Annotated in this window: 14 protein-coding genes and 1 tRNA gene; 3 read left to right on the forward strand and 12 right to left on the reverse strand. The window is 62.5% G+C overall.

Annotated elements, in window-relative coordinates; translation table 11 throughout:
- Positions 1–424: 424 nt before the first annotated feature.
- From SFU85_06725 to SFU85_06745, 5 genes are all read right to left on the reverse strand, one after another.
- Positions 425–550 carry a GIY-YIG nuclease family protein gene (locus SFU85_06725; GenBank protein ID MDX6766468.1) on the reverse strand — a complete coding sequence of 42 codons (126 nt, stop codon included), beginning with the start codon at positions 548–550 and terminating at the stop codon, positions 425–427.
- A 123-nt stretch (positions 551–673) separates the two neighbouring features.
- The gene (locus SFU85_06730) at positions 674–913 is read right to left on the reverse strand and encodes a GIY-YIG nuclease family protein (protein MDX6766469.1); all 240 of its coding nucleotides are present in this window, start codon (positions 911–913) and stop codon (positions 674–676) included.
- Between the two features lie 122 nt (positions 914–1,035).
- Positions 1,036–1,111, reverse strand: a tRNA-Gly gene (locus tag SFU85_06735).
- Between the two features lie 61 nt (positions 1,112–1,172).
- Positions 1,173–1,574, reverse strand: coding sequence for a VOC family protein (locus tag SFU85_06740; protein ID MDX6766470.1), 402 nt, complete (start codon positions 1,572–1,574; stop codon positions 1,173–1,175).
- 47 nt (positions 1,575–1,621) lie between these two features.
- Entirely contained in the window at positions 1,622–2,572 is a 951-nt protein-coding gene (locus SFU85_06745; protein ID MDX6766471.1) for a hypothetical protein, read from the reverse strand.
- Between the two features lie 368 nt (positions 2,573–2,940).
- Between SFU85_06745 and SFU85_06750 the strand changes: the two genes are divergently transcribed.
- Entirely contained in the window at positions 2,941–3,654 is a 714-nt protein-coding gene (locus SFU85_06750; GenBank protein MDX6766472.1) for a methyltransferase domain-containing protein, read from the forward strand.
- Positions 3,655–3,803: 149 nt separating this feature from the next.
- On the opposite strand, the gene kdpC is transcribed toward SFU85_06750, so the two are convergent.
- Genes kdpC through kdpA form a run of 3 tightly spaced genes read right to left on the reverse strand, consistent with a single transcriptional unit; the run spans position 3,804 to position 8,285 of the window.
- Positions 3,804–4,388, reverse strand: a complete 585-nt coding sequence (gene kdpC, locus SFU85_06755) for a K(+)-transporting ATPase subunit C (protein MDX6766473.1) — start codon at positions 4,386–4,388, stop codon at positions 3,804–3,806.
- Between the two features lie 29 nt (positions 4,389–4,417).
- Positions 4,418–6,463 (reverse strand): potassium-transporting ATPase subunit KdpB, encoded by a 2,046-nt coding sequence (gene kdpB / locus SFU85_06760; GenBank protein MDX6766474.1) that lies wholly within the window; start codon positions 6,461–6,463, stop codon positions 4,418–4,420.
- A gap of 46 nt (positions 6,464–6,509) precedes the next feature.
- Positions 6,510–8,285 (reverse strand): potassium-transporting ATPase subunit KdpA, encoded by a 1,776-nt coding sequence (gene kdpA, locus SFU85_06765; GenBank protein MDX6766475.1) that lies wholly within the window; start codon positions 8,283–8,285, stop codon positions 6,510–6,512.
- A 317-nt stretch (positions 8,286–8,602) separates the two neighbouring features.
- Here kdpA and SFU85_06770 point away from each other — a divergent pair, with 317 nt between their 5' ends.
- On the forward strand, positions 8,603–11,293 hold the full coding sequence (locus tag SFU85_06770) for a sensor histidine kinase KdpD (GenBank protein ID MDX6766476.1): 2,691 nt from the start codon (positions 8,603–8,605) through the stop codon (positions 11,291–11,293).
- Positions 11,271–11,945, forward strand: a complete 675-nt coding sequence (locus SFU85_06775) for a response regulator (protein MDX6766477.1) — start codon at positions 11,271–11,273, stop codon at positions 11,943–11,945. The genes SFU85_06770 and SFU85_06775 overlap by 23 nt, the downstream gene beginning before the upstream one ends.
- Here SFU85_06775 and SFU85_06780 read toward each other — a convergent pair.
- From SFU85_06780 to SFU85_06795, 4 genes are all read right to left on the reverse strand, one after another.
- The gene (locus tag SFU85_06780) at positions 11,942–13,849 is read right to left on the reverse strand and encodes a cytochrome c biogenesis protein ResB (protein ID MDX6766478.1); all 1,908 of its coding nucleotides are present in this window, start codon (positions 13,847–13,849) and stop codon (positions 11,942–11,944) included. The genes SFU85_06775 and SFU85_06780 overlap by 4 nt on opposite strands.
- An 89-nt stretch (positions 13,850–13,938) precedes the next feature.
- On the reverse strand, positions 13,939–15,519 hold the full coding sequence (locus SFU85_06785) for a heme-binding protein (protein MDX6766479.1): 1,581 nt from the start codon (positions 15,517–15,519) through the stop codon (positions 13,939–13,941).
- Entirely contained in the window at positions 15,516–19,424 is a 3,909-nt protein-coding gene (locus SFU85_06790; protein MDX6766480.1) for a hypothetical protein, read from the reverse strand. The genes SFU85_06785 and SFU85_06790 overlap by 4 nt, the downstream gene beginning before the upstream one ends.
- Position 19,425: 1 nt before the next feature.
- The gene (locus SFU85_06795; protein ID MDX6766481.1) at positions 19,426–21,522 is read right to left on the reverse strand and encodes a hypothetical protein; all 2,097 of its coding nucleotides are present in this window, start codon (positions 21,520–21,522) and stop codon (positions 19,426–19,428) included.
- Between the last annotated feature and the right edge of the window lie 268 nt (positions 21,523–21,790).

A 21,790-nucleotide genomic window follows, 5' to 3' on the forward strand; every position in this document is an offset into this window, starting at 1 on the left:
CGCCGCACTCGCCCCCTTGGAACGACGCTTGATAATCTTGGCCCGCAAATCAGCACTGTAGGATTTCATCCCAATCTTCTACGGGATACCACCAACACTGTACAGCTTTTACGAAGCTAATTAAATGCAAAATGCTCTAGATGAATAAATACCGTTCACCGCAAAGGGCGCGAAGCACACGAAGCGGAAACACATGACCCGAACTACTTTCAGGTATTTCTTGAAGGCCCTGGCGTTGGCTTTGGAGGGGGGTAGTCCGCATATCAAGCTAGGAGCCAAGGGCGGTAGGGTGGGGTAGCACCAAATTAAAATGACTGAGCGACAGAATAAACGGGAGGGCGAGGCTCCTGCCGAGCCGGTTTGATATCTCTATTCCAGGGCGGCTCGGCAGTAGCCTCGCCCTCCCGCTGATCTTGTCACTCAGTCAATAGGGTTGGGTGAAGCGTTGTTTGCCTTCGTTGTGGTCCTTCAGACGCAGTCGCAGATCGGAAGTCGCGCCCACGTAATGGTTCGGAGTCTTCTCCGACTTCAGGATAGAGACGTAGTGCATGGGGCCCCTCCTGCGCTGAAGCTTCGGAGGAACACCTTCGCACCGGGGGTGATTAACCAGCCACAGGTTCAGCTTCGTTTTTGCGTGGACCGTGTCCACCGTAGCTCCGTCTGGAGCGAAGCTTCAAATCAAATGCCGGTTTCTGAAAGCATGGCCGGAACCGCTTTTCAAATATTTCTCAAAGGTCATGGCTTTTGCTTTCGATGGGAAACCCGCATACCAGGCCAGCGTCCAGGGACGGTGGGGTTGGGTGAAGCGTTGTTTGCCTTCGTTGTGGTCCTTCAGACGCAGTCGCAGATCGGAAGTCGCGCCCACGTAATGGTTCGGCGTCTTCTCCGACTTCAGGATATAGACGTAGTGCATGGGGCCCCTCCTACGCTGAAGCTTCGGAGGACCACCTTCGCACTGGGGGTATTTAACCAGCCACAGGTTCAGCTTCGTTTTTGCGTGGACCGTGTCCACCGTAGCTCCGTCTGGAGCGAAGGTGGAGCGGGCGAAGGGATTCGAACCCTCGACATCAACCTTGGCAAGGTTGCACTCTACCAACTGAGTTACGCCCGCAATGTAGACTGAAGAATGTATCGGACCGGGACCATGGGCTCAAGTGGAAAATTCAGGCCGGTCAGAGCACCTGGTTTTCAAACAATTCGACGATCTCGCCATCCGGCCCCTTGAAAAAAGCGATCTTCACCAGCACGGGCCCGATGTTGGAGGCAATGGTCACTTCCTTCGGCTCCATCGTGATCTCGGCCCCGACCGCGCGGACTTTCTCCAACATGGCCGAACAATTGTCGGTTCTCAGGGCGAAATGGAGGATTGTCCCCTCCACCTGCGGGAAGGCGGCGTCGCGGGCGAAGACTTCAATGTAATTGCCGTCGCCGGCATCGATCATGGCGGCCCGGCCCGCTCCTTCGCCCCAGGTGATCCGGACCTTGAGGCCAAGGACCTTGGTGTAGAATTTCACACTGGCATCGAAGTCGGCCGAACGCAGTGCGGTGTGGTGGAATCCCTGGATGGTGGCCATGGCGCAGTATGATCCAGGCCCGGCGGGGTTCAACAGGGAAAGCAGACTCAGCCGTAGATGGGCACGAGGTAGCTGTGTTGGAAATCGACGCCGGGCTGGCGGATCTTGACCTCCAATTCCCAGTAAAGGGGCTCGGTTGCCGTGATGGTGGTGGGCGGAGCATCCCTGGGCAGGGTGAAGGAAAGGTCGACCGCCCCTCCATTGGCCAGAGGGGTGTCGCCCCCGAAGGTCCGGGTTTCTTCCCAAAGGCAATCGTAGACCCGTGAGGTTTCGGTCTCGCTCCCACTTTTGACCGTCTCGGATTTCTCGCGGATGCATCGCAGGGTGAAGGTGCCGGATTGCCAGCCGCGCAGGCCGCGACCCGGCTCCCAGCGGAGGAATACGGCCTCACGGCGCAGGGGAAAGGTGCCCCAGGTCAGGCGGGCCGGGCCGTATTTGATTGCCCAGACCAAGGTGTAAAGGGCTCCGTAGAGAACGGCGATGAGGATCAGGTCAAAGATCCCGACGATGATGCGGACCATGAGGTGGCCTTCATTGGAGAAATAAGCCCACCAGTTGAACGGGGCCAGGAATGCGCCCAAGACCAGGAGGGATAAAAAGCTCTGCAGGACACGCAGGAAGCGGTTCTGAACGGAACCGGCAGGATTCCAAAAGTGGTCCCAGAGGGCCGGCTGGTTGGGATGGAGTCGCCGGTTGCGCATCAAGGCACGCAGGCGGAACGGCCGGTGCAGGCCCATGCCAATGACGGCCAGGCCGGCGACAAAGAACACAAACCCGATACAGCCCACCATCCAGCGTGGGCCGTGGAAGGAGGATTCTTCCGATGGAATCCAACCCGCAGCGAGGGCGCTGACCGCGCCACCTACCCCGGCAAAAATCAGGCCGAACACGACAAGGGCCGTGGTCGGCACGGGGTTGGGTTGGACGAATCCAAAGGGGGAGCTGCGGGGAGGCAGCCGCTTGGGGGAAGGCATGGAAGATGCGGTTTCGCCGTTCACGGGGAAACCCTATCGAGTGCACAATCATCTGCCAAGCCAGTGGTTGCACACCGTGGCATTCCGGAATCGCGCATTGACATCCGTAGCAGGCAGAATTAAATTCAAACTTCAATGTTCGGGATCGCCAAAGCCGTAGTATCCGTAGCCGTCGTCGCCGTTATCGGCGCTGCCGTGGCGGATGCTCGTGCCTGATCCTGACAAAAAAACACGAACATCCACCCACGGCAGCAGCCGTGGGTTTTTTATTGCCCGCGGCTCTCCACCACTCAAGGAACCGCATGAACACCCCCAGTCAAAATCAACATCCCACCCGATGTCGCCCAACTGAATCGTACACACCGGGACACAACTCCCTCAGCGCCGCCTTCATGGCGGCACGAACACTCGGCAGTCACGGGTCATTCGTGCTGCCCTGGCTCCAACCCGGTCAGGAAGTTCTGGATCTGGGTTGTGGTCCGGGAACGATCACCCTCGGTCTGGCCCAGGCGCTCCTGCCCGGTCGGGTGACCGGGATCGATTCCTCCCCCGCAGCCATCGAAACCGCCCAGCGCCTGGCCGGTGGGATGGAGCTGGTCAATGTCACCTTCCGCACGGGGAACGCCTACGAACTGCCGTTTGAAGATGCCTCGTTTGATCTGGTCTTCTCCCACGCGCTCCTGGAACACCTCTCCCGTCCGGATGAAGTGCTGGCGGAAATCCACCGGGTCCTCCGTCCCGGTGGCATCGCGGCCCTGTGCTCGCCCAACTGGAACCAGTTCCTCCTCGCACCGGAATCCCCCGCATTGGGATTCGCCCTGGAGGCCTACCGTTCCCTTCAGGAAGGAAATGGCGGCTGCACCGAGGCGGGCGCCCGGCTCGGCCCCTGGGCTGCGGATGCCGGATTCGAAGTGCTGGACAGCAACACACGCTACGAAGTCTACGACGACCCCCGCAGGATCGGGGATTATCTGGCCCGGCAACTCGAAGAAGCGGGAGCGCTGCGTCAGGCGGAATCCTGGCGGCGCTGGAGCCGGAGCGAACGGGCCACTTTTGCCCAGGCCTGGGGACACGTCATCGCCCGCAAGGCCGGAGGGGAGGAATGAAGTCGGGCAAAAGTCTTACGCCATTCTCGCCCGCCGCGTTGATGGTCCAACATCCATTTCTTGATGGTGACGTCCGGTTCCATGGCGTCATGACTAGCCCACAAGCCGCCCCAACGTCTGTTTACCTGTTATAGAATCGGATAATTGGGTTAGAGCCCATCCAATGACCGGTTCAGGAGGAGAACGTTGATAGTGGACTCGCCTAGGATGCCCAGGGTGGGGCCTTCGGTGTGTTTCTCCACCAAGGTGCGGACGGCTTCGACACCCAGGCCACGGGCGCGGGCGACGCGGTTGATCTGGAGCTCGGCGTTGCGGGGGCTGATGTGGGGGTCCAGACCGCTGGCTGAAGCGGTCACGGCATCGGCGGGGACGGGGGCATCCGCAGCCAGGCCGTTCACGGTCCGATACGCCGCCACGCGCTCTTTGATGGCGTCGTGCAGTTTCTGCGAAGTCGGCCCGAGGTTGGAGCCACTGGAAGAGGCGGCATCGTAGCCCACCGCTCCGGCGGCCGAGGGTCGCGAATGGAAGTAGCACTCCCCGCTGAACGGTTGGCCGAGCAAGCGTGATCCGTGAACGTTGCCCTCTTTATCGGTGATGAGGCTGCCGTTGGCCTGATCGGGGAACACGCCTTGGGCGATCAATGTGACAATCAGGGGATAGGCCCCGCAACAAACGAGGGCCAGGACCAGGGTGGCGCCGAGGGCGGCGCGGAATTCACTGAAAAGTTTTTTCATGGGATTTATTTCAAAACTATGGGGTCGGATTAAATGAGGGCGTTCAAGATAAGGTCGATGACTTTGATTCCGGCGAAGGGGGCGAGGAGGCCTCCGACTCCGTAGATGAGCAGGTTGCGTTGCAACACTTGCAGGGCGTGGGAGGGTTTGTATTCCACCCCGCGCAACGCCAGGGGGATGAGGGCGACAATGATGAGGGCGTTGAAGATGACCGCACTGAGGATGGCGCTCTGCGGGCTGCCCAAGTGCATGACGTTGAGCGGGGCAATGGCGGGGAAGGTCACCATGAGCATGGCCGGTATGATGGCGAAGTATTTGGCCACGTCGTTGGCAATGCTGAAGGTGGTGAGGGCTCCGCGGGTCATGAGCAGTTGTTTCCCGATTTCCACGATCTCGATGAGCTTGGTCGGGTTGGAATCGAGGTCCACCATGTTGCCGGCTTCGCGGGCGGCCTGGGTGCCGGTGTTCATGGCCACGCCGACATCGGCCTGGGCCAGGGCGGGGGCGTCGTTGGTGCCGTCGCCGGTCATGGCGACCAGATGACCCTTGGCCTGTTCCTCGCGGATGCGTTTGAGTTTGTCCTCGGGGGTGGCCTGGGCCATGAAGTCGTCCACTCCGGCCTCGGCGGCGATCGCGGCAGCGGTGAGTGGGTTGTCCCCGGTGATCATGATGGTGCGAATGCCCATGAGGCGGAGGTGGGCGAAACGTTCCTTGATGCCGCCCTTGACCACATCTTTCAAATGGATGACGCCAAGAACTTCGACGTTTTCCACCACGACCAGGGGGGTGCCCCCTGCGCGTGAAATGGTGTCGACGGCGTGCTGGACCCCTTCGGGGTAGTGTCCGTTCTCGGATTCAACCCACGCACGGATGCTTTCCGCGGCCCCCTTGCGGATGCGGCGGGCGGGTTTCCTCTCGCCGGCGGGGAAATCAACCCCACTCATACGGGTCTGGGCGGTGAAGGGGACGAACATGGCATGGGGCTCGGCCACATCGCGTCCGCGCAGGTTGAACTTCTCCTTGGCCAGGACAATGACGGAACGACCCTCGGGGGTTTCATCGGCGAGTGAAGCGAGCTGGGCGGCATCGGCGAGGCGGTCGGCGGAAATACCGGGAGCAGGCACGAAGTCCGTGGCCATGCGGTTGCCCAGGGTGATGGTGCCGGTCTTGTCAAGCAGGAGGACGTCCACATCCCCCGCCGCTTCCACGGCACGGCCGCTGGTGGCAAGAACGTTGCGGCGGATGAGGCGGTCGATCCCGCTGATGCCGATGGCGCTGAGCAATCCCCCGATGGTGGTGGGTATGAGACAGACAAGCAGGGCGATGAGCACGGGCAGGGGGAAGACGGCGGCTGTATAGGTGCCGAAAGGACGCAGGGTCACGACGACAGCAAGAAAAATCAGCGTAAGTGCACTCAAGAGGATGGTGAGGGCGATTTCGTTGGGGGTCTTCTGCCGCGCGGCCCCTTCGACCATGGCGATCATGCGGTCGAGGAAGCTGTGGCCCTTCTCCGCGGTGATGCGGACGACGATGCGGTCGCTGAGGACGCGCGTTCCTCCGGTCACGGCGGAACGGTCGCCGCCGCTTTCGCGGATGACGGGGGCGGATTCGCCGGTGATGGCGGCTTCGTCCACGCTGGCGATTCCTTCGATGACTTCGCCATCGGCGGGGATGATGTCGCCAGGGAGGCAGACCACGCGGTCGCCGGGGTGGAGATCGGCGGCGGAGACGGATTCGTAGATATCGCCCTGGCCTGGGAGTGAGGTGAGGCGCTTGGCCTGGACGTCGGTGCGGAGCTTGCGCAGGGCATCGGCCTGGGCTTTGCCGCGGCCTTCGGCCACGGCTTCGGCGAAGTTGGCAAAGAGGACGGTGAACCAGAGCCAGAGGGCGAGGTGCGCTGTGAAGGCGTGTTCGCTCGGGGAGGTAAAAATCGCCGCTGTGGTCAGCACTGCACCGACGAGGGTGACAAACATGACGGGGTTCTTGATCATCAAGCACGGATCGAGCTTGCGGAAGGCATCGGCGACGGCAGGCAGGAGGATGCTGCTGTTGATGAGGGGGGAGGAAGGAGTCATGAAATCTGATGGGTTGAAGGGAGGAGAGGTTGAAAGGATGAGTGAGTTAGAAGAGTTGACCGGCATTCATGAGGAAATGTTCGACCACGGGGCCGAGGGCGAGGGCGGGAAGGAAGTTGAGGGCGCCGACGAGCAGGACGGTGCCGATCAAGAGGATCGTGAAGGTGGTCCCGGAAACCGGGAAGGTGCCGGAACTGGGGGGAGCGGATTTTTTGCGCCCGAGGGAACCGGCCAGGGCCATGATGGGCACGATCATGAGGAAGCGCCCGAAGAGCATGGCCACTCCCAGGGTGGTGTTATACCATGGAGTGTTGGCGGTCAGGCCGGCGAAGGCGCTGCCGTTGTTGCCCACAGCCGAACTGAAGGCGTAGAGGATTTCCGAGAGACCATGGGGTCCCTGGTTGTTCAATCCCGCCAATCCCCACTCGCTCACCACAGCCCATGCGCTGAAGCCGAGAATGGTAACGGAGAGGATGAGCAATGAGAGCATGGCCATCTTGACTTCGTGGGCCTGAATTTTTTTCCCGAGGTATTCCGGGGTGCGACCGACCATCAGGCCGGCAATGAAGACGGCGAGGACCACGAAGACCAACATGCCGTAGAGACCCGCGCCGACGCCGCCGATGACGACTTCGCCGAGTTCGATGTTGAACAGGGGCACGAGGCCACCAAGGGGGGTGAAGGAGTCGTGCATGGCATTGACCGCACCGCAGGAAGCCGCGGTGGTGATGGTGGCAAAGAGGGCGGAGTTGAACGTGCCGAAGCGGACTTCCTTGCCCTCCATGTTGCCATCGGCGACGGCAACCCCGAGACTCTGGTGGATGGGGTTGCCCTTGGCCTCGGCCCAGGCACAGACGAGCACGCCGGCAAGGAAGAGCGTGATCATGGCCGACCATACGGCCCAGCCGTGGCCCTGGTTTCCGGTCATACGGCCGAGGTAATAGGTCAGGCCACTGCCGATGGCAAAGATCGAGAGCATCTGGATGAAGTTGGAGAACGGGTTGGGGTTTTCGAAGGGTTGGGCGGCGTTGGCGTTGGTGAACCCTCCCCCGTTGGTGCCCAACATTTTGATGGCGACCTGCGAAGCCATCGGTCCCTGGGCGATGGTTTGCGTGTCCACCGTTTGCGTTTCCGTGGTCTTTCCGCCCGCCCCGTCGTCCTTCTCAACCTGATGCACTACAGGCTCCAAAAGTTTGGCGGAGGTGGTGGGCTTGAAATTCTGAATCATGCCCTGGGAGACCAGAAAGACGGCAAAGACCACGCAGATGGGGAGCAGGAGGTAGTAAGTGGTGCGGACCAGATCGACCCAGAAGTTGCCCAGGGTGGTGGTGGACTGGCGGGAGATCCCGCGCACCAGGGCGGCGGCAATGCCAATGCCCGTTGCGGCGGAGGTGAAGTTGTGCAGGGTCAGTCCCACCATCTGGGAGAAAGTGGACATCGTCCCCTCGCCGCCATAACTCTGCCAGTTGGTGTTGGTGGTGAAACTGACGGCGGTGTTGAAGGCCAGGTGCGGGCTGAGGGGCCCGAGTCCCTGGGGGTTGAGCGGCAGAATGTGCTGCAGGCGCAGGATGGCGTAGGTGAAGAGGAGGCTGACGAGGCTGAAAAGCAAAACGGCCAGGGTGTAGTTCTTCCACTCCTGCTCGCGCTGCGGATCGACGCCGAGTACACGGTAGGTCAGGCGTTCGAGGGGACGGACCACCGGATCGAGCCAGGTCCGGCCGTTGGCATCGAGCACTTGGACCAGGTAGAGGCCGAGGGGCTTGGTGAGTAGGGCGAGCAGCCCCAAGTACAACGCGAGTTGGACCCAGTCGGTGGCGTGCATGGTGCTTGAGTGATTTAGAATTTTTCGGGCCAGATCATGGCCACGAAGAGGTAGATGAAGAGGGCGAGGCCAATCAGGCCGGTGATGAGGGTTTCCATGGGATGCGTTCTCAGAGTTTTTCGCAGAAGCGGGCATAGAGCGCGGCGGCGATGAAGAATGCGGCGCTGACCGAGAGGTATAGGATGTCGTCCATGACACCAACATGCCCGAATCGTGGCGGCGGTGGTAGTTAAGGAGCGATGTCAAAGCGCTAAGATTCCGCTAAGAAGTTGTTTTGGTGGTGCTCGATGGCACGATGAAGAGGTAGATTAACCCCAGTGAACGACGACCTTCGTCCCGATCCTGACGCCCTTCTGGCCCGGTTGGATTTGAAAACTCCAAAGACCAAAAAAGGACGGTTGAAGATCTTCCTAGGCATGTGTCCTGGGGTGGGCAAGACCTATGCCATGCTCGAGGCTGCCAGGGCGGCCAAGCGCGGAGGATTGGACGTCGTGGCGGGCGTGGTCGAAACCCACGGTCGGATCGAGACGGTCGCCCTCTTGGAGGGGTTGGAGGTCATGCCCCGTCAGTCATTCGATTACAAGGGGGCCATCCTTCAGGAAATGGATCTGGACGGCCTCCTGCGCCGTCGCCCAGAGGTGGCGCTGGTCGATGAACTGGCCCACAGCAATGCCCCCGGCAGTCGACATCCCAAGCGCTACCTGGATGTCCGGGAACTGCTCGATGCCGGGATCGATGTATGGACTACGGTCAACATCCAGCACATCGAAAGCCGGACCGATGTGGTCCGGCAGATCACCGGGGTGGCCGTGCGGGAGACGGTGCCCGATTCCCTGGTGGATGATGCGGACGAAATCGAACTGGTCGACCTGGCCCCCGAAGCCCTGCGTCGCCGCCTGGCCGAGGGAAAAGTCTATCTGGGCGAACGCGCCCATGCGGCGGCAGAACATTTTTTCAAATCGGAACAGCTCACCGCCCTGCGGGAAATGGCCCTGCGCTACACCGCAGAGAAAGTGGACCAGGAGTTGCGAGAACTTCTGGCCACGCGCCGGATCAAAGGGCCGTGGAAGAGCCATGAACGCCTGCTGGTGGCCGTGGGGGCCAGTCCCTACGCGGAAAGCCTGATCCGCTGGACGCGGCGTCAGGCGGGGATGCTCGATTGTCCGTGGACCGCGCTCTGCATCGACACCGGTGAAGAGTTGGATGCGGCGACCCAGTCCCGTCTGGGGCGCAATCTGGCCCTGGCCCGCCAATTGGGGGCGGACGTCGTCACCCAACCGGGGACCGAGGTGGCGGGCGCGGTGCTGGAGTATGCCCGGGAGCACCACATCACCCAGATCGTCCTGGGCAAAACCGAAGCCCCGCCCTGGTGGCGTCACTGGCAGCCCTCGTTTTCCGACCGGATCATCCGGGAGAGCGGGAAGATCGATGTGTTGGTGGTTCGTCCGGAGAAGGACTGGCGGGTGGAGGAAAGCCTACCGGTGCCCCGCCTGCCCACCCCCTGGACACTGCGGCCCTGGCTGGAGGCGGCGGGTTGGACCGCAGCCCTGACCGGGGCAGGCTGGATCATCCAGGCGCAAACCGGTTATTGGACGGTTTCCCTGATCTACCTGCTGGGCATTGTGCTCGCCGCCCTCCGCCTGCCGCGCGGACCGGTGCTGGCTCTGGCGGTGACGTGCGCACTGGTCTGGGACTACCTCTTCATCCCCCCATTCCACACCTTCTCCATCCGGGAGACACACGATGTCTTCATGTTCCTGATGTTCCTGGTGGTGGCACTGGTCATCGGCCACCTCACCAGCCGCTTGCGTGAAAGGGAGAAAGTCGAGCGGGTGCGGGAACGCCGGACGGCCGCGCTGCTGGCTTTCACCCAGACCCTGGCCCTGGAACCGGAGACCGGTCAGGCCCTGCGGCAGGCCTGCGTGATGCTGTCCCGTTTGTTCCAGTGTGATGTTGGGATTTTGAGGCGGAAGGACCCGGCTTCGCTGGTCGAAACCCCTGCGGAAGGATCCACGTTTTATCCCGGCGAGAAGGAATTCGCCGTGGCCCGGTGGGTTTACCAGCACCGCCAGCCGGCCGGCCGGGGCACCGACACGCTGGCCACGGCCGAGGCCCTGCATCTGCCCTTGTTCACGCCGGTCCTTTCCTGTGGCGTACTCCTGGTCAAGCCCCGCCAGGACCGGGCCTGGGAACCGGCTGAACGGGCCATGTTGGAAAACTTCGCCGCCCAGCTGGGATTGTTCCTCCAGCGCGACCACATCGCTGAAGCGGTGCAGCGGGCGGAAGTGGCCCATCGTTCCAGTGCGCTGCAGAAGAACCTGCTCGACAGTGTTTCGCATGAATTGAAAACCCCGCTGGCCACGCTCCAGGCCGCGGCCGAGGCCCTCTCCCGGGTGGCCACCACCGGGGCCGCCTCCGGACTGGCGGATGAAATCACCGCCGCCACCTCCCGGCTGCACCGCATCGTCAACCACTTGCTGGAGATGACGCGGCTGGATTCGGGAAAAGTGGAACCCCGGCTGGAGTGGTGCGACCCGGCGGAAATCGTGGGGGAGGCGGTGAAGCAACTGCGGGAGACGCACCCGGGGCGGCCGGTCCAGATCGAGGTGGAAGGTTTGCCGTGGGTGCTGACCGATCCGGAACTGGTGGGCAAAATCCTCTTCAATCTTTTACACAACGCCGCCCTCTACACCCCGGCGGAAATGCCGGTCAAGGTGCGGGCGGCTTGGAACCAGGGACACCTGCGCTTCCGTGTGCGCGACCACGGGCCGGGCCTGGGCGATACGGACCCCACACGCCTGTTTGAAAAGTTTTACCGCCCGCCCGGGTCCCCGGCGGGAGGGAGCGGGCTCGGACTGGCCCTGGCGCGGGGATTCGCCCGCACCCTGGGCGGCGACCTGAGCGCGGCCAACGCCCCCGACGGCGGGGCGGTCTTCCGCCTCGATCTTCCGTCCGAGTCGCGCGAAGATACACCGACCGCCACCCATGCCGACCGCCCTGATCATTGACGACGAGCCCGCCATCCGGCGCCTGCTGCGGCTGGCGCTGGAGGGTGAGGGCTACCGGGTGCTGGAGGCGGATGAAGGCCGGGTGGGTTTGTTGGAGGCCGCGCGGGCGAGGCCCGAGGTGATCGTCCTGGATCTCGGTTTGCCGGACAAGGACGGACTGGAGGTCCTGAAAAATCTGCGCGAATGGAGCCAGATCCCGGTGTTGATCCTCTCGGTGCGCGACGACGAGCAGGACAAGGTGCGGGCGCTGGATCTGGGGGCGGACGACTTTGTCAACAAACCGTTCGGCACGTCCGAATTGCTGGCGCGGCTGCGGGCGGTGCAGCGCCGGGCGGCGGAACAGGAAAACGAAAGTCCGGTCTTCCGGAGCGGCGGGCTGGAGGTGGATTTGGCCGCACGCCGGGTGCGGGTGCAGGGCGTGGAAACCAGACTCACGGCCACAGAATACCATTTGTTGCGCCTGCTGATACGCCACGCCGGAAAGATTGTGACACAGAAACAATTGCTGCGCGAGGTTTGGGGACCGCAGGCCGAGGAACAGACGCAATACCTCCGTGTGCACCTGACCCACCTGCGGAAAAAAATTGATCCCAAGGGCACGGGGTTGGTGGAAACCGAACCCCGGGTGGGTTATCGGTTGAAAGCCAGTTAGGAATCTGAATGATTGCGGAGGGGAGGACGCAAATCAGGTCTGACCGGACGCAGGTAGAATAAACAGAAGATCCCGGTGCAGAGGATGAGGCTGCCCAGCCACTTGAAAATCCAGCCCGGGTCGCGGAGGATCTGGATGGAGGATTGCTCCAGATTCTCGGGGTTCCAACTGGCCTGGGACATCTTCCAGGTCAGGCCGGTCCAGCCGCGCCACCAGTCGTCGGGATAATTCATGGGTACGTTCATCGAGCACTTTCCGGTGACCTCGGACCCCTCGGGGGTGATGACGCGCAGCAGGCTGCGGAACTCGGAGGGGTTGCCGGTCCCGCCGTAACGTTCGAGCTGGAAGTCGTCGAGCTTGAGGCCGAAGGGCAGGGGCTCGGTGCGCCAGCCATAAGATAGTTTGAGCAGACCGTCTTTGGAAGGGGACTGGATGACCCAGCCCTGGGGGACCCATTCCTCGATGCGTTCGCCGCCCCGGGTCAGGCGGACCAGGACCCCGGGAACCGGAGCATCCTGGCCGGGCAGGGTCATGGCGTTCGCCTCACGGGGGCGGAAGACGGTGTCACCGCTGGCCTTGGGCAGGACTTCTTCCACGGTGAAGGCCCAATCCGCCCATCCAGTGGTGAGGGGCGCACCGGGCGCGAGGATGCCCCGGGATTCCCCATGCTTGCGGGAGACGAGGACGTAACGGAGGCCTTTCCCATCGAAACCGGTGTAGAGGTCGAGCCGGTTGGCCGGCCCCTCCCCATCCCCCGCCGCCGCGGAACTTGTGATCGAGTGAGGATCGGTCGCAGCCACCGCAACCGGCACGGTGCGTCCGCGCAATTCCACCAGGATGGCGGGATTGTTGGGTTCATTGGAGAGGGTGACGGGTTTGTTGTCACGAAGTTGGAAGTCGGGCCAGTAGGAAATGGCGCGCAATTCCAGGCCGGTTCCCTTGAGCGGCCAGCTTTTGGGGATTTCCGAGGCTGGCGCGGTCAGGCTCCAGGAGTCCCCGCCACGGCTGAGTTCGATGATGAGCCGGCCCATTTCTTCGCGCAGCCTGACTTTCATCCCGGTAGAACCACCTTGTATGGTTTTGGCGACCTGCTGGTCGGGCATCTTGGCGAAGGCGAAGATGTTTTCCACTACATCCACGGCGACCGCCACGGGGGCGCTTTTCTTGGCCGCCACGGATGAGGAGGAGGAAGGAGGATCGCCGGCAAGGAGGCGGATGCGGGCCAAGCCGAGGTCGAGAACTGAGGAATCAGCCTCCCCGAGCCAGAGCCAGGGCTCAAGTGTCTGGTTCATCATCGCCGTCTTGAGTCGGATGCGAACGGCAGGTGCGCCTTCGGCGGACGGACGGGCGGTGAAGACGGGCTGGAGGGTTTCCGTGGCCCCGACCGCTTCGAGCTTCCAGCCGGCGTGGTCACCCAGCCGGAGCGGACGCTCCGGTGTGGGCAAGCGGTGGATGATGCCGACGGGGAAGCGGACCACAGGCTGGTCGCCGGCGGAGAAGCGGACTTGCTTTTCGTTGATGAGCAAGGACGAAGCGGGGTCGCGGCCCTCGAAGAGGGTGATGCTGCCCTCGATGCCGAAGATTTTCCCGATGAAGGCCCCGAAGAGCAGGATGATGATGCCGAGGTGGGTGAGGAGGAAGCCGGTGTGGGCTTTCTTCCAGGGGAGGCGCGAAAAGGCCACGGTGGCGAGGTTCAGAACGAGGAGCAGAAGCCAGAGGTTGAACCACCAGGCTTCATAGATGTAGGCCCGGGCGACTTCGGCCGTCAGGCGGGACTCGTAAATGGTGCCGACGATGGAAGCAACGATGAGCACGGCCAGCAGCAGGAGGGCCAACTGGAGAGAAGCAAAAAAGCGGAAGACCGGATTCCTGCGGATGGCGGGTGAGAGGGAACCAAAGGGCATGGTGAAAGATAGAAAGCTAAAGGCAAAAAGCGAAAAGCAAAGGGCGGGAATTCCGGCACGGGGCCGGAACGGTCCATGGCTCAACAGGTTCAGCGGGTGGGTTGTCTGGGGAATTTGGCGAAGGGGAGGCGGGCGCCGCGGTAGGCAAAGGCATCGGCGCGAATGGCAGGCGGTGCGGTGAAGCGTCCGAGTCCGTCGGCACGGAGGGCGGCGGTTCCGGCACAGGCGACGAGATCGTCCTGGTCGATGGCGTCGCCGGAGATGCCGATGGCACCAACGAGTTCGGTGCCCTTGTAGAGGGGCTGGCCGCCGGGGAAGATGGTGATGCCATTGGCGAAAAAGCGGTTGGGCGCCGAGGCGGAGGGGTTGAGCAAGTCGGCCGGGACAATCGAAGTATCGGAATAGAAGGGCTGGAGTCCGAAAAAGGGACCGGAGTTGGTGTCGTTGATGCCGGGCGGATAATAAAACTGGGACAAAAAGCCGACACTGCGGGAGGAGAGGGCTTTGGTGTTGCTGGAGAAGCCGACGCAGGTCCGGCCCTTGGCGACAGCGAAGTCCCACGAACGGGTGACCGCATCGGGCATTTTGAAAATACCGAGGATGGGGGGCGGCACGAGTGGGAGGACGTTGGGATTGCCCCGGCCGACGACGGCGATCCACATGGAAGTGGGGCCGCCGAGCGGCCGGCGGACCGCGGTGCGGGTTGAAAGCGCCGCGCGCACGGCGGCCTCGATGATGTTGTTGACATCGGCGGCAGTGAGGCGGAGGGCGGAGGCGTTGGCGACATCCGTGACCACGGGTGCGCGGAATTCCCCGGCCACTCCGGCCACGGTGCCCGGGGGGTAGATATTGACATTGGGGTAACCCGCCGGGAGGGGTGACCCGAGAAGCGGGAAACCCGCCACCGCCGCGCCCACCGGGGCGATGACGGCCGGGAGCCGGGTCGAGGTCCGGACGTAGGGCACGCTGATGCCATCGAGGAAAATCCGATCGGAGCGTATGCGCGCGGGAGGTTCGAAACCTTTTTGTCCCGCCAAGGCCACATCCTCATCGGTGTCGGGCTCCACAGCGGCGGAAGGACTGATGGTGTCGTCCCCATCTCCGGCCACACCCACGCCCCCGACCAGGACGCCGTTCTTGTAGAGCGGCACGCCGCCACAAAAGCCACTGAGCGAAGTGAAGCGGATGGCGCCGCCGAGTGTGCCGATGGGCGGCGCGACAGCGGGGTTGACGGCGTAGACGGGGAACGGTTGCTGGCGGAAACGGTTCACGTCCGAGTAGGGAAGATTGGAAAAATTGACCCCGGTGAGGGGCCCGTTGTTGCGGTTGCGCAGGCCCGGGGGGAAATTCGGCTGGACGAGGTAGTTGGCGGAGCGGGAAGTCAGGGCATTCTGGTTGCTGTTGAGGAAGCAAGCCGTGCCCCCCCGGGATATGGCGTCCCCGATGCGCTGGGCGCTCGGAGCGGCCCCAGTGGCCCAGACGACGAGGACATTGCCCTCACGGTCGACCACGGCGATGGTGCTGTCGGGGGAGACGATGGCGGCGCGGCTGGAGGCCTGGTTGACGATTTGCTGCACGTCGACGGCGCTGAGGATCTGGGCCATGGCCGGACTGGGCATCGAGCCACCGATGCAGGCGATAACGGCAATGAGGAGGAGGCGTGTATTCATGGTCGGATCATGGCGGTGGGAACGCCGGGTGTCGGGTTTTCGGGCCGGACAGGGGGCACTTCGGGGGTGAAGGTGAAAGGAGCCGGGGCGGGCAGATCGCGGCCGTTGCGGAAACGGAGGCGGCCGTCTTTCCAGACGGTATCGTCAACATAGTAGAGGTCGCCATCCGGACGGGCGCGTTTTTCCAACCGGGCCAGGGCGTCGGAGCCGTGGCGGAAGAAGGCGGCCATTTCATCGAGGTGGAAGGGACGGGAGCCACGGCGGCCGAAGACAACGGTCTGGTTGCCGGTCTCGTCGACCACGCGGTCGCGGTCGAGGCCGCGCCCGACCACGAGGGCCTCGCCTTTGGTTTTGAAATTGGCGATGAGCTTGGGGTTGGGTTTGGGGCTGAATCCCATGTGGCCGGGGACGGTGTCGGGGGAAATCATCTGGAGGACACGGAACCCATTCCGTCCGTCGGCCAGGAGGGCGAACATGGAGGCGTTGACCGAGCCGATCTTGACGTCGTGCAGGTCGTTGATTTTTCCATCGGCGGTGAAGAAGGAATCGATTCGGGGTTTCTCGGGATTGAGGATGTCGACGATGGCCAATCCCTGCGAACCGGCCGCGACGTAGGCGTAGGTGCGGGCGAGGTAGAACTTGTGGGCTTCCTGGAAGGGGACGACGGCACCGGGGACAGCCTTGGGATGGACGGGATCCGTGATGTCGACGGTCTTCAAACCTTCTTCATCGGCGATGAAGGCGTAGCGGAACTGGATCTGGACATAATGGGGTTTCTTGAGGAACGGTGCTCCGAGCTCGCCGACCAAGCGGGGGTGGGCGGGGTCGTTGATGTCGACGACCATGAGGCCGCGGTCGCAGGTGACGTAGAGGTAGTGTCCGGCGACGAAAGAATGGGTGGCGCCGTGGAGTTTGCCCTCCGGATTGAAGACGACGTCTTTCTTGAGGAAGTTGTTGCGCGGGTTGCCATCGACAAGGGTGGCCACGTTGACCATGACCAGGCCTTCCTCGCGGTCGGTGATGTAGGCGTAGGCGTAGAGCATGTGGATGGGCTGCTCTTCATTGGCGGGGTTGCGGACGCGGGCGGGGTCGAGCGCGAGGGTGCTGGGAAGGGTGACGGATGTGGCGTCGTGGGTTTTGACGTAGGTGCGCCAGCCGACGGGGGAGAAGGGGGCGGTGACGATGCGTTCGGCAAATCCTTTGTTCTGGATGGTGGAGACATCCACGACCTCGAAGCCGCCATGGCCCTGGGCGGTGTAGAGGAATTCACCGCGGAGGGCGAGATCGACGACCTCCGGGTGTTCACCGGTGAATTTGTTGATCCATTGCTTGTAGGCGTCGTAGCCGTGGTGGTGGTGGGCTTCGCGGAGGTGGAGGTTGTCCTCTTCGAGGTGGCGTTTGTAGAAGTCGGGGTAGGCCAGCCGGTGGAGACTGCTGCCGATGGCGGCCTGGGGTTCGGACTGCTCGGTCCAGGCGATGGCGTAGAGGCCCTCGCCGCCGACGCCGACGAAGGCGTAACGTCCGAAGAAATTGACGGTGCCGGTGCCGAAGCCGAGCAACTGGGTCATCCAGGCGTTGTTGTCGTTGGCGGAGGAGAGGTGGCAATCGGCACAATTCTTGGTCGTGCCAACGCCGCTGGTGGTGTGGGCGAAGTGGGGGTTGAAGGCCTGTCCGCTGTAGCCCTCCTGAGAGATGGTCTGCTGTTGGTGGTAAATCCATTCGCGCTGGGCGTTCTGGGAACTGACGATGACGGCGCTGGAGGAGCGGATGACTGCAAGCTGGTTCTTTTTGATGGTGCCGTCGAGGCCGAGCATGAAGACATCGTCACGGATGACCTGGGGGTTGTAGGACGTGTAGAAACGGGAGACGGTGCCTTCGAATTTGTTGGTCGGTTGGTAGTTGTTGTTTTTCAGCGGCAGGTGGCAACCGAAGCAACTGGTGGCCCAGGAGGTGTGGCAGACCTGGCAGCCGATGGCGTCGTTGTCGTGGGCCAGCTCGGCCTTGCGGGTGGCGTTGCCCGCCGGGAGGTTGCCCCAGGTCCAGCCGTCACGCTTGAGGGTCTTGGCGTAGCGGGAGGCGGCGTTGTATTGGTGCGAGCGCGGGTCGAGGGTGTCGAGGGTCTGGGGGATTTCCCAGCGGAGATCGGGGCTCATGTTGGACTGCTGGAAGAGGCGGTTGCCCTCCCAGGTGAAACGCGGGCCGAAGGGGGTGCTGCTCTTGTTGAGGTCGATGTGGCCGCCATTGCCCGAGGTGACCAGGGTGGGGCGGGAGGCGGCGGTGCCGTGGCAATCGATGCACTCGATGCTGGTGGCGTTGCGGGGCTCGCCATAAATCAGGCCATTTCCATGGACATCACTGAGGAAGTGGCAATCGGCGCACTGCATGCCTTTCTCAAGGTGGATATCCTTCAGGTGGACAGCCTTGCTGAATTTTTTCGGGTCATCATGGGAGATGGGATTGTCTCGCAGGTCGAGGAGCGTGCCCTGGCGGTCCTTCTTGAAGACGGCACGGAAGACCCAGCCGTGTCCGTGGTAGTCGGCGAATTGGGTTTGTTTCAGCTTGGGGTTGAGCTCGGATACTTTTTCAAGGAAGGCGAGATCTCCCCAGAGGCCCCGGACGGCGGCCTCTTCGGGGTTTTTACGCATTGAGCGGGTGATCTCGGCGGGCGTGGGGTGCTTTTGTTCCTTGGGATACATGAAGTTCCCGTCGGATTCCTGGTCCCACCAGATGTAGCCGAGGTAGGGGTTGACGAAGAGGTTGCCCTGGTGCATGTGGCAGCTCATGCACTGGCTGGAGGGAATGGAGCGGGTGAACTGGTGCTTGATCGGGTGACCCCGTTCATTCTTGGGGATGGTGGGGTCGGCGCTGAAGGAGAGTCCCTGGTGGCCGTATTTGGCGTAGTGGCCGGAATTGTGGGGTGAACGGTCGTTGGCGTAAACGACATGACAGGCGGTGCAACCGCTGGAGCGGTAGTCGCCGGGATGGTCGTTCGAGCCGAGGAAGGCGAGGAGCGGGTCATTCAGGCGGGTTTTTTGCAGGCCGAGGAAGACCGGGTCGGTACGGTTGTTGGTGCCGAGGCCGCGCTCGGAGAGGCGGCGGATCGGGCGTCCCGGGGGTTCGAAGGGATTGGGGTTGCCGAGTTCGGGAATTTTTTCGCCGCCTTTCTCGAAGATGCGGAGGATGTTGCCGGGCTGGCTGAAGGCATAGCGTGGAATCGGGTCGAGGCGGGGGAGGATGCCGTGTTTTTGCGTCATCTCGGGGGTCACTTCGACCGGACTCTTGAGGGCGAGGGCGGTGCCGTTGGCGCTATAGGCCTGGCCGAAGACGTAGTTTTTTTCATGGTAGCTGCCGTTGTTGTAGAGGGCGGCCCCCCAGAGCATGGCGCCATGGTTCATCATGCTGTGGCCGACCTGGTCGATGATCTGCTGGTGACAGTCGCCGCAGGCTTTGCTGGCCACCCGCAGGTCGCCGGGGTTGACGAATTGGATGAACTCGGGGGACTCGTGATTGAGGAGGACGCTGGAATCGACGGGATTGGCGGAGGACTTCCAATATTCCGGGTTGAGGGGGTGGACGTGGGCCTGCTCCTTGGATAGGCCGCGGGCGGGGTTGCCGCCGTGGCAATCGGTGCAGCCGAGTACGACGGCCGGGGAGGCGTGCATGTCCTCGGAGCCCTGGTGGCACTGGAGGCAGCCCGTGCTTTTGGCCGCGGCCTCGGCGGCGGTCTGGTCGATGCGGTTGCGCGCGGGCAACTTGACCGCCTTGGGCACGGGTTCGGCGGCGGCGGTGACCGGGCCATGGCCGTGGTTGTCCCCGGCAAGGAGACGGGCGGGGTCAGACAGGACCAGGCCCGCAATCCCGATGGAGGCGGCAAGGAAGAAAAGTGGCAAGGGGCGGTAGTTCATATCACCAGGTCAGGGACAGGGAAACGAAGGCACTGTATAGGAATTGGACCTCGTCTTCGGGATAATCTTTGAAGCCCACCACCTTGCTGCGGGCCTGGTCGTAAATGTCGTTGTATCCTTCGTCGGGAATGAGGGTGGCAAAGCCCGCGGTGATGACGATGTTGTCGTTGAGCAGTGGGCGCGAGATGATGCCGATGCTGAGGTCTCCGCCGACGGAGGAATCGACGTCGTTGGTGAACAGAACCTGCTTGATCACCCCGGTGTCGGCGAAACGGATGTAATTGGCGTTGAGAAAAAGACGGGTTTCCGGGGTGAGTTCGATGTCGGTGCCGAGCCCCCAGATGAGGACGCCCGGGTTGACGAAATTGGACTGGCCCTCGAACTTGCTGGTGCGGAGATTGGGGATGAGGCTGTTGCGCTGCTTGAGGTTGACTCCGGTGCCAGCGAGGTTGAAGCCCTGCCGGACCCAATAGCTGAAGGGGCCCCCGAAGAGATTGGGATTGTCGATCACGGAGTCGAAACCGCCGCCCACACCGTCCTCCGGGTTTCCATCCCCGGAAGCGTAGAAGAACGCGGCTTTGTAGCGGATCCAGTCGCGGTCGTAGGACAACTCGAGGTGGCACTGCTGGGCATCGATGCGCGTTTGCCGGCCCTCGATGTTGTTGATTTCTTCCCCGCCAAAGGCTTGATAAAACGAATGGGAAATGTTGACGCGGCCGATCTTGCCCTCGCCGGAAAAACCGACGTAGTAGGCATGGATGTCATGCACGGTGGCCGTGCCGATGGGGGCGGGACGGGCGACGAAGCCGTTGCGGTCGTAATGTTCCTTGCCCTTGTCGAAGTTGGCCACCGTGTTCAGGCTGACGGTGTATCCGGGAACGATGAAATCCTGGCGGAAGACGTTGGCGACAAAAACTTGTTGGTCTCGATCATCAAAGGTGTTGAGTTCGCTGTTGGTGTCTTTTTCCCGGAGGTCGAAATAGGCCAGGTTGTACTGCCAGAGGTTGTTTTCCGCATTGCCAAAGAAGCGGAGTCCCAAGTTGGTGTCACGGAAGAGCAGGCCGCGGAAATCACTGTTGAAGGTCTGGTAGCCCAGGCGTGAGGAGATGAAATCGTAGTTGTCGGAAACATCCGCCAGGTGAACTTCGAAAAAGCCCTCCTGAAGGGCCCACTTGTCGCGGAGGCGGGAGGTGTAATCGTTGCCGCTGTTGCCCCCTTCCGTGTCCAGATTGTTGTCGAGGAAATCGGCAATGTCATTGGGGTTGGTGCCGGGCCCGAGGGGGAAGGCGGGGTTCGTGTTGGAGCCACCGGCGTCGCCACGGGGGTCGGGTTGGAGGGCGTTGGTTTCGCGCGCTTCGGTGTAATTGACATTGTAGACAGGCTGCAGGCGCAATTGCCAGGCCACCGGCTTGAAGACCTCGGTTTCACCCTGGAAAAAGTCGAGGGTGAAGATGAAGTTCTGTTGGACGGTGTAGATGTCTCCCTCCCCGAAAAACTCCGAGCTCCGGGGGTTGGCGGAGCTGATTCCACTGGGGACGGGCAGCCGCCGGGTTTCGAATTCCGTGAAACTGGCCACGGCCAGTCTGAGGAAGATATCCTCGCCCAGGACGGGCACATCGCCCTTCAGGACACTCTGCCGGTAAGGGTGCCAAAGTTCCGGCAGGGGATCCTGGAAGGCGGTTTCGGCGGTTTCACGGTTTTTGTAGCGATCACGGGTCTGATAGGGAATATTCCAGCGGCTGGGGACGACCTCGGTGTGGGCGGGCAGGCCTTCTTCGAGGAAGGAATCTCGGTTGCCGAATTTGGGCAGTTTGCGGCGCCCAAGCCGGACATCGTCGCGTGGCAGGACCAGTTCCTCCGGGAGGGGTTCCAGTCCATAGACCGGCGGGGGGGCCAAAACCGGGGTCATCCACTCCAACGGGCCGGTGGCTGTATCGTCGGCACCCGGGTCCGGGTTGAACACCCCCTGGACATCGGCCACACCTTCAGGAACAACCGGGCCTTGCGGGGGGCGAAGGTCTTGCGGCGCCACCGCGGTTTCCTCCGCGACGGACTCAACTGGATCTTCAGCAGCGGGCAGTGCGAGGTCGTCCGGCAACGCGTGCCCAGGGTCGGGAGCGGGTGGTGTTGATGCAGATAAGTCGGGAGGCGAGGATGAAGGGCTCTCAGGCGGGGGAGCCGGGTCGTGCTGGGCGGGCGAAACGGCAGGTGTCGAGGTCGGTCGCTTACATGAAAGGCACAATAGAGACGCCGCCAGACCTGCAATCAAAAGCAGGGACCGGTAAATGCCTGAAATCGGAATCGACATGGTTCTGGTTCGAAGGACAAGAGCAGGCACGAACTTCCCCGATCAGGCCATTTCCGCG

The organism is Candidatus Methylacidiphilales bacterium (genome assembly GCA_033875315.1).
Taxonomy (GTDB): Bacteria; Verrucomicrobiota; Verrucomicrobiia; order Methylacidiphilales; family CAZTYG01; genus JANRJG01.

Excerpts from the sequence above, each read along its gene's own strand:
- SFU85_06725 (MDX6766468.1), bottom strand. The coding sequence starts at position 550 with ATGCACTACGTCTCTATCCTGAAGTCGGAGAAGACTCCGAACCATTAC.
- SFU85_06730 (MDX6766469.1), bottom strand. The coding sequence starts at position 913 with ATGCACTACGTCTATATCCTGAAGTCGGAGAAGACGCCGAACCATTAC.
- SFU85_06740 (MDX6766470.1), bottom strand. The coding sequence starts at position 1,574 with ATGGCCACCATCCAGGGATTCCACCACACCGCACTGCGTTCGGCCGAC.
- SFU85_06750 (MDX6766472.1), top strand. The coding sequence starts at position 2,941 with ATGGCGGCACGAACACTCGGCAGTCACGGGTCATTCGTGCTGCCCTGG.
- kdpC (MDX6766473.1), bottom strand. The coding sequence starts at position 4,388 with ATGAAAAAACTTTTCAGTGAATTCCGCGCCGCCCTCGGCGCCACCCTG.
- kdpB (MDX6766474.1), bottom strand. The coding sequence starts at position 6,463 with ATGACTCCTTCCTCCCCCCTCATCAACAGCAGCATCCTCCTGCCTGCC.
- kdpA (MDX6766475.1), bottom strand. The coding sequence starts at position 8,285 with ATGCACGCCACCGACTGGGTCCAACTCGCGTTGTACTTGGGGCTGCTC.
- SFU85_06775 (MDX6766477.1), top strand. The coding sequence starts at position 11,271 with ATGCCGACCGCCCTGATCATTGACGACGAGCCCGCCATCCGGCGCCTG.
- SFU85_06780 (MDX6766478.1), bottom strand. The coding sequence starts at position 13,849 with ATGCCCTTTGGTTCCCTCTCACCCGCCATCCGCAGGAATCCGGTCTTC.
- SFU85_06785 (MDX6766479.1), bottom strand. The coding sequence starts at position 15,519 with ATGAATACACGCCTCCTCCTCATTGCCGTTATCGCCTGCATCGGTGGC.
- SFU85_06790 (MDX6766480.1), bottom strand. The coding sequence starts at position 19,424 with ATGAACTACCGCCCCTTGCCACTTTTCTTCCTTGCCGCCTCCATCGGG.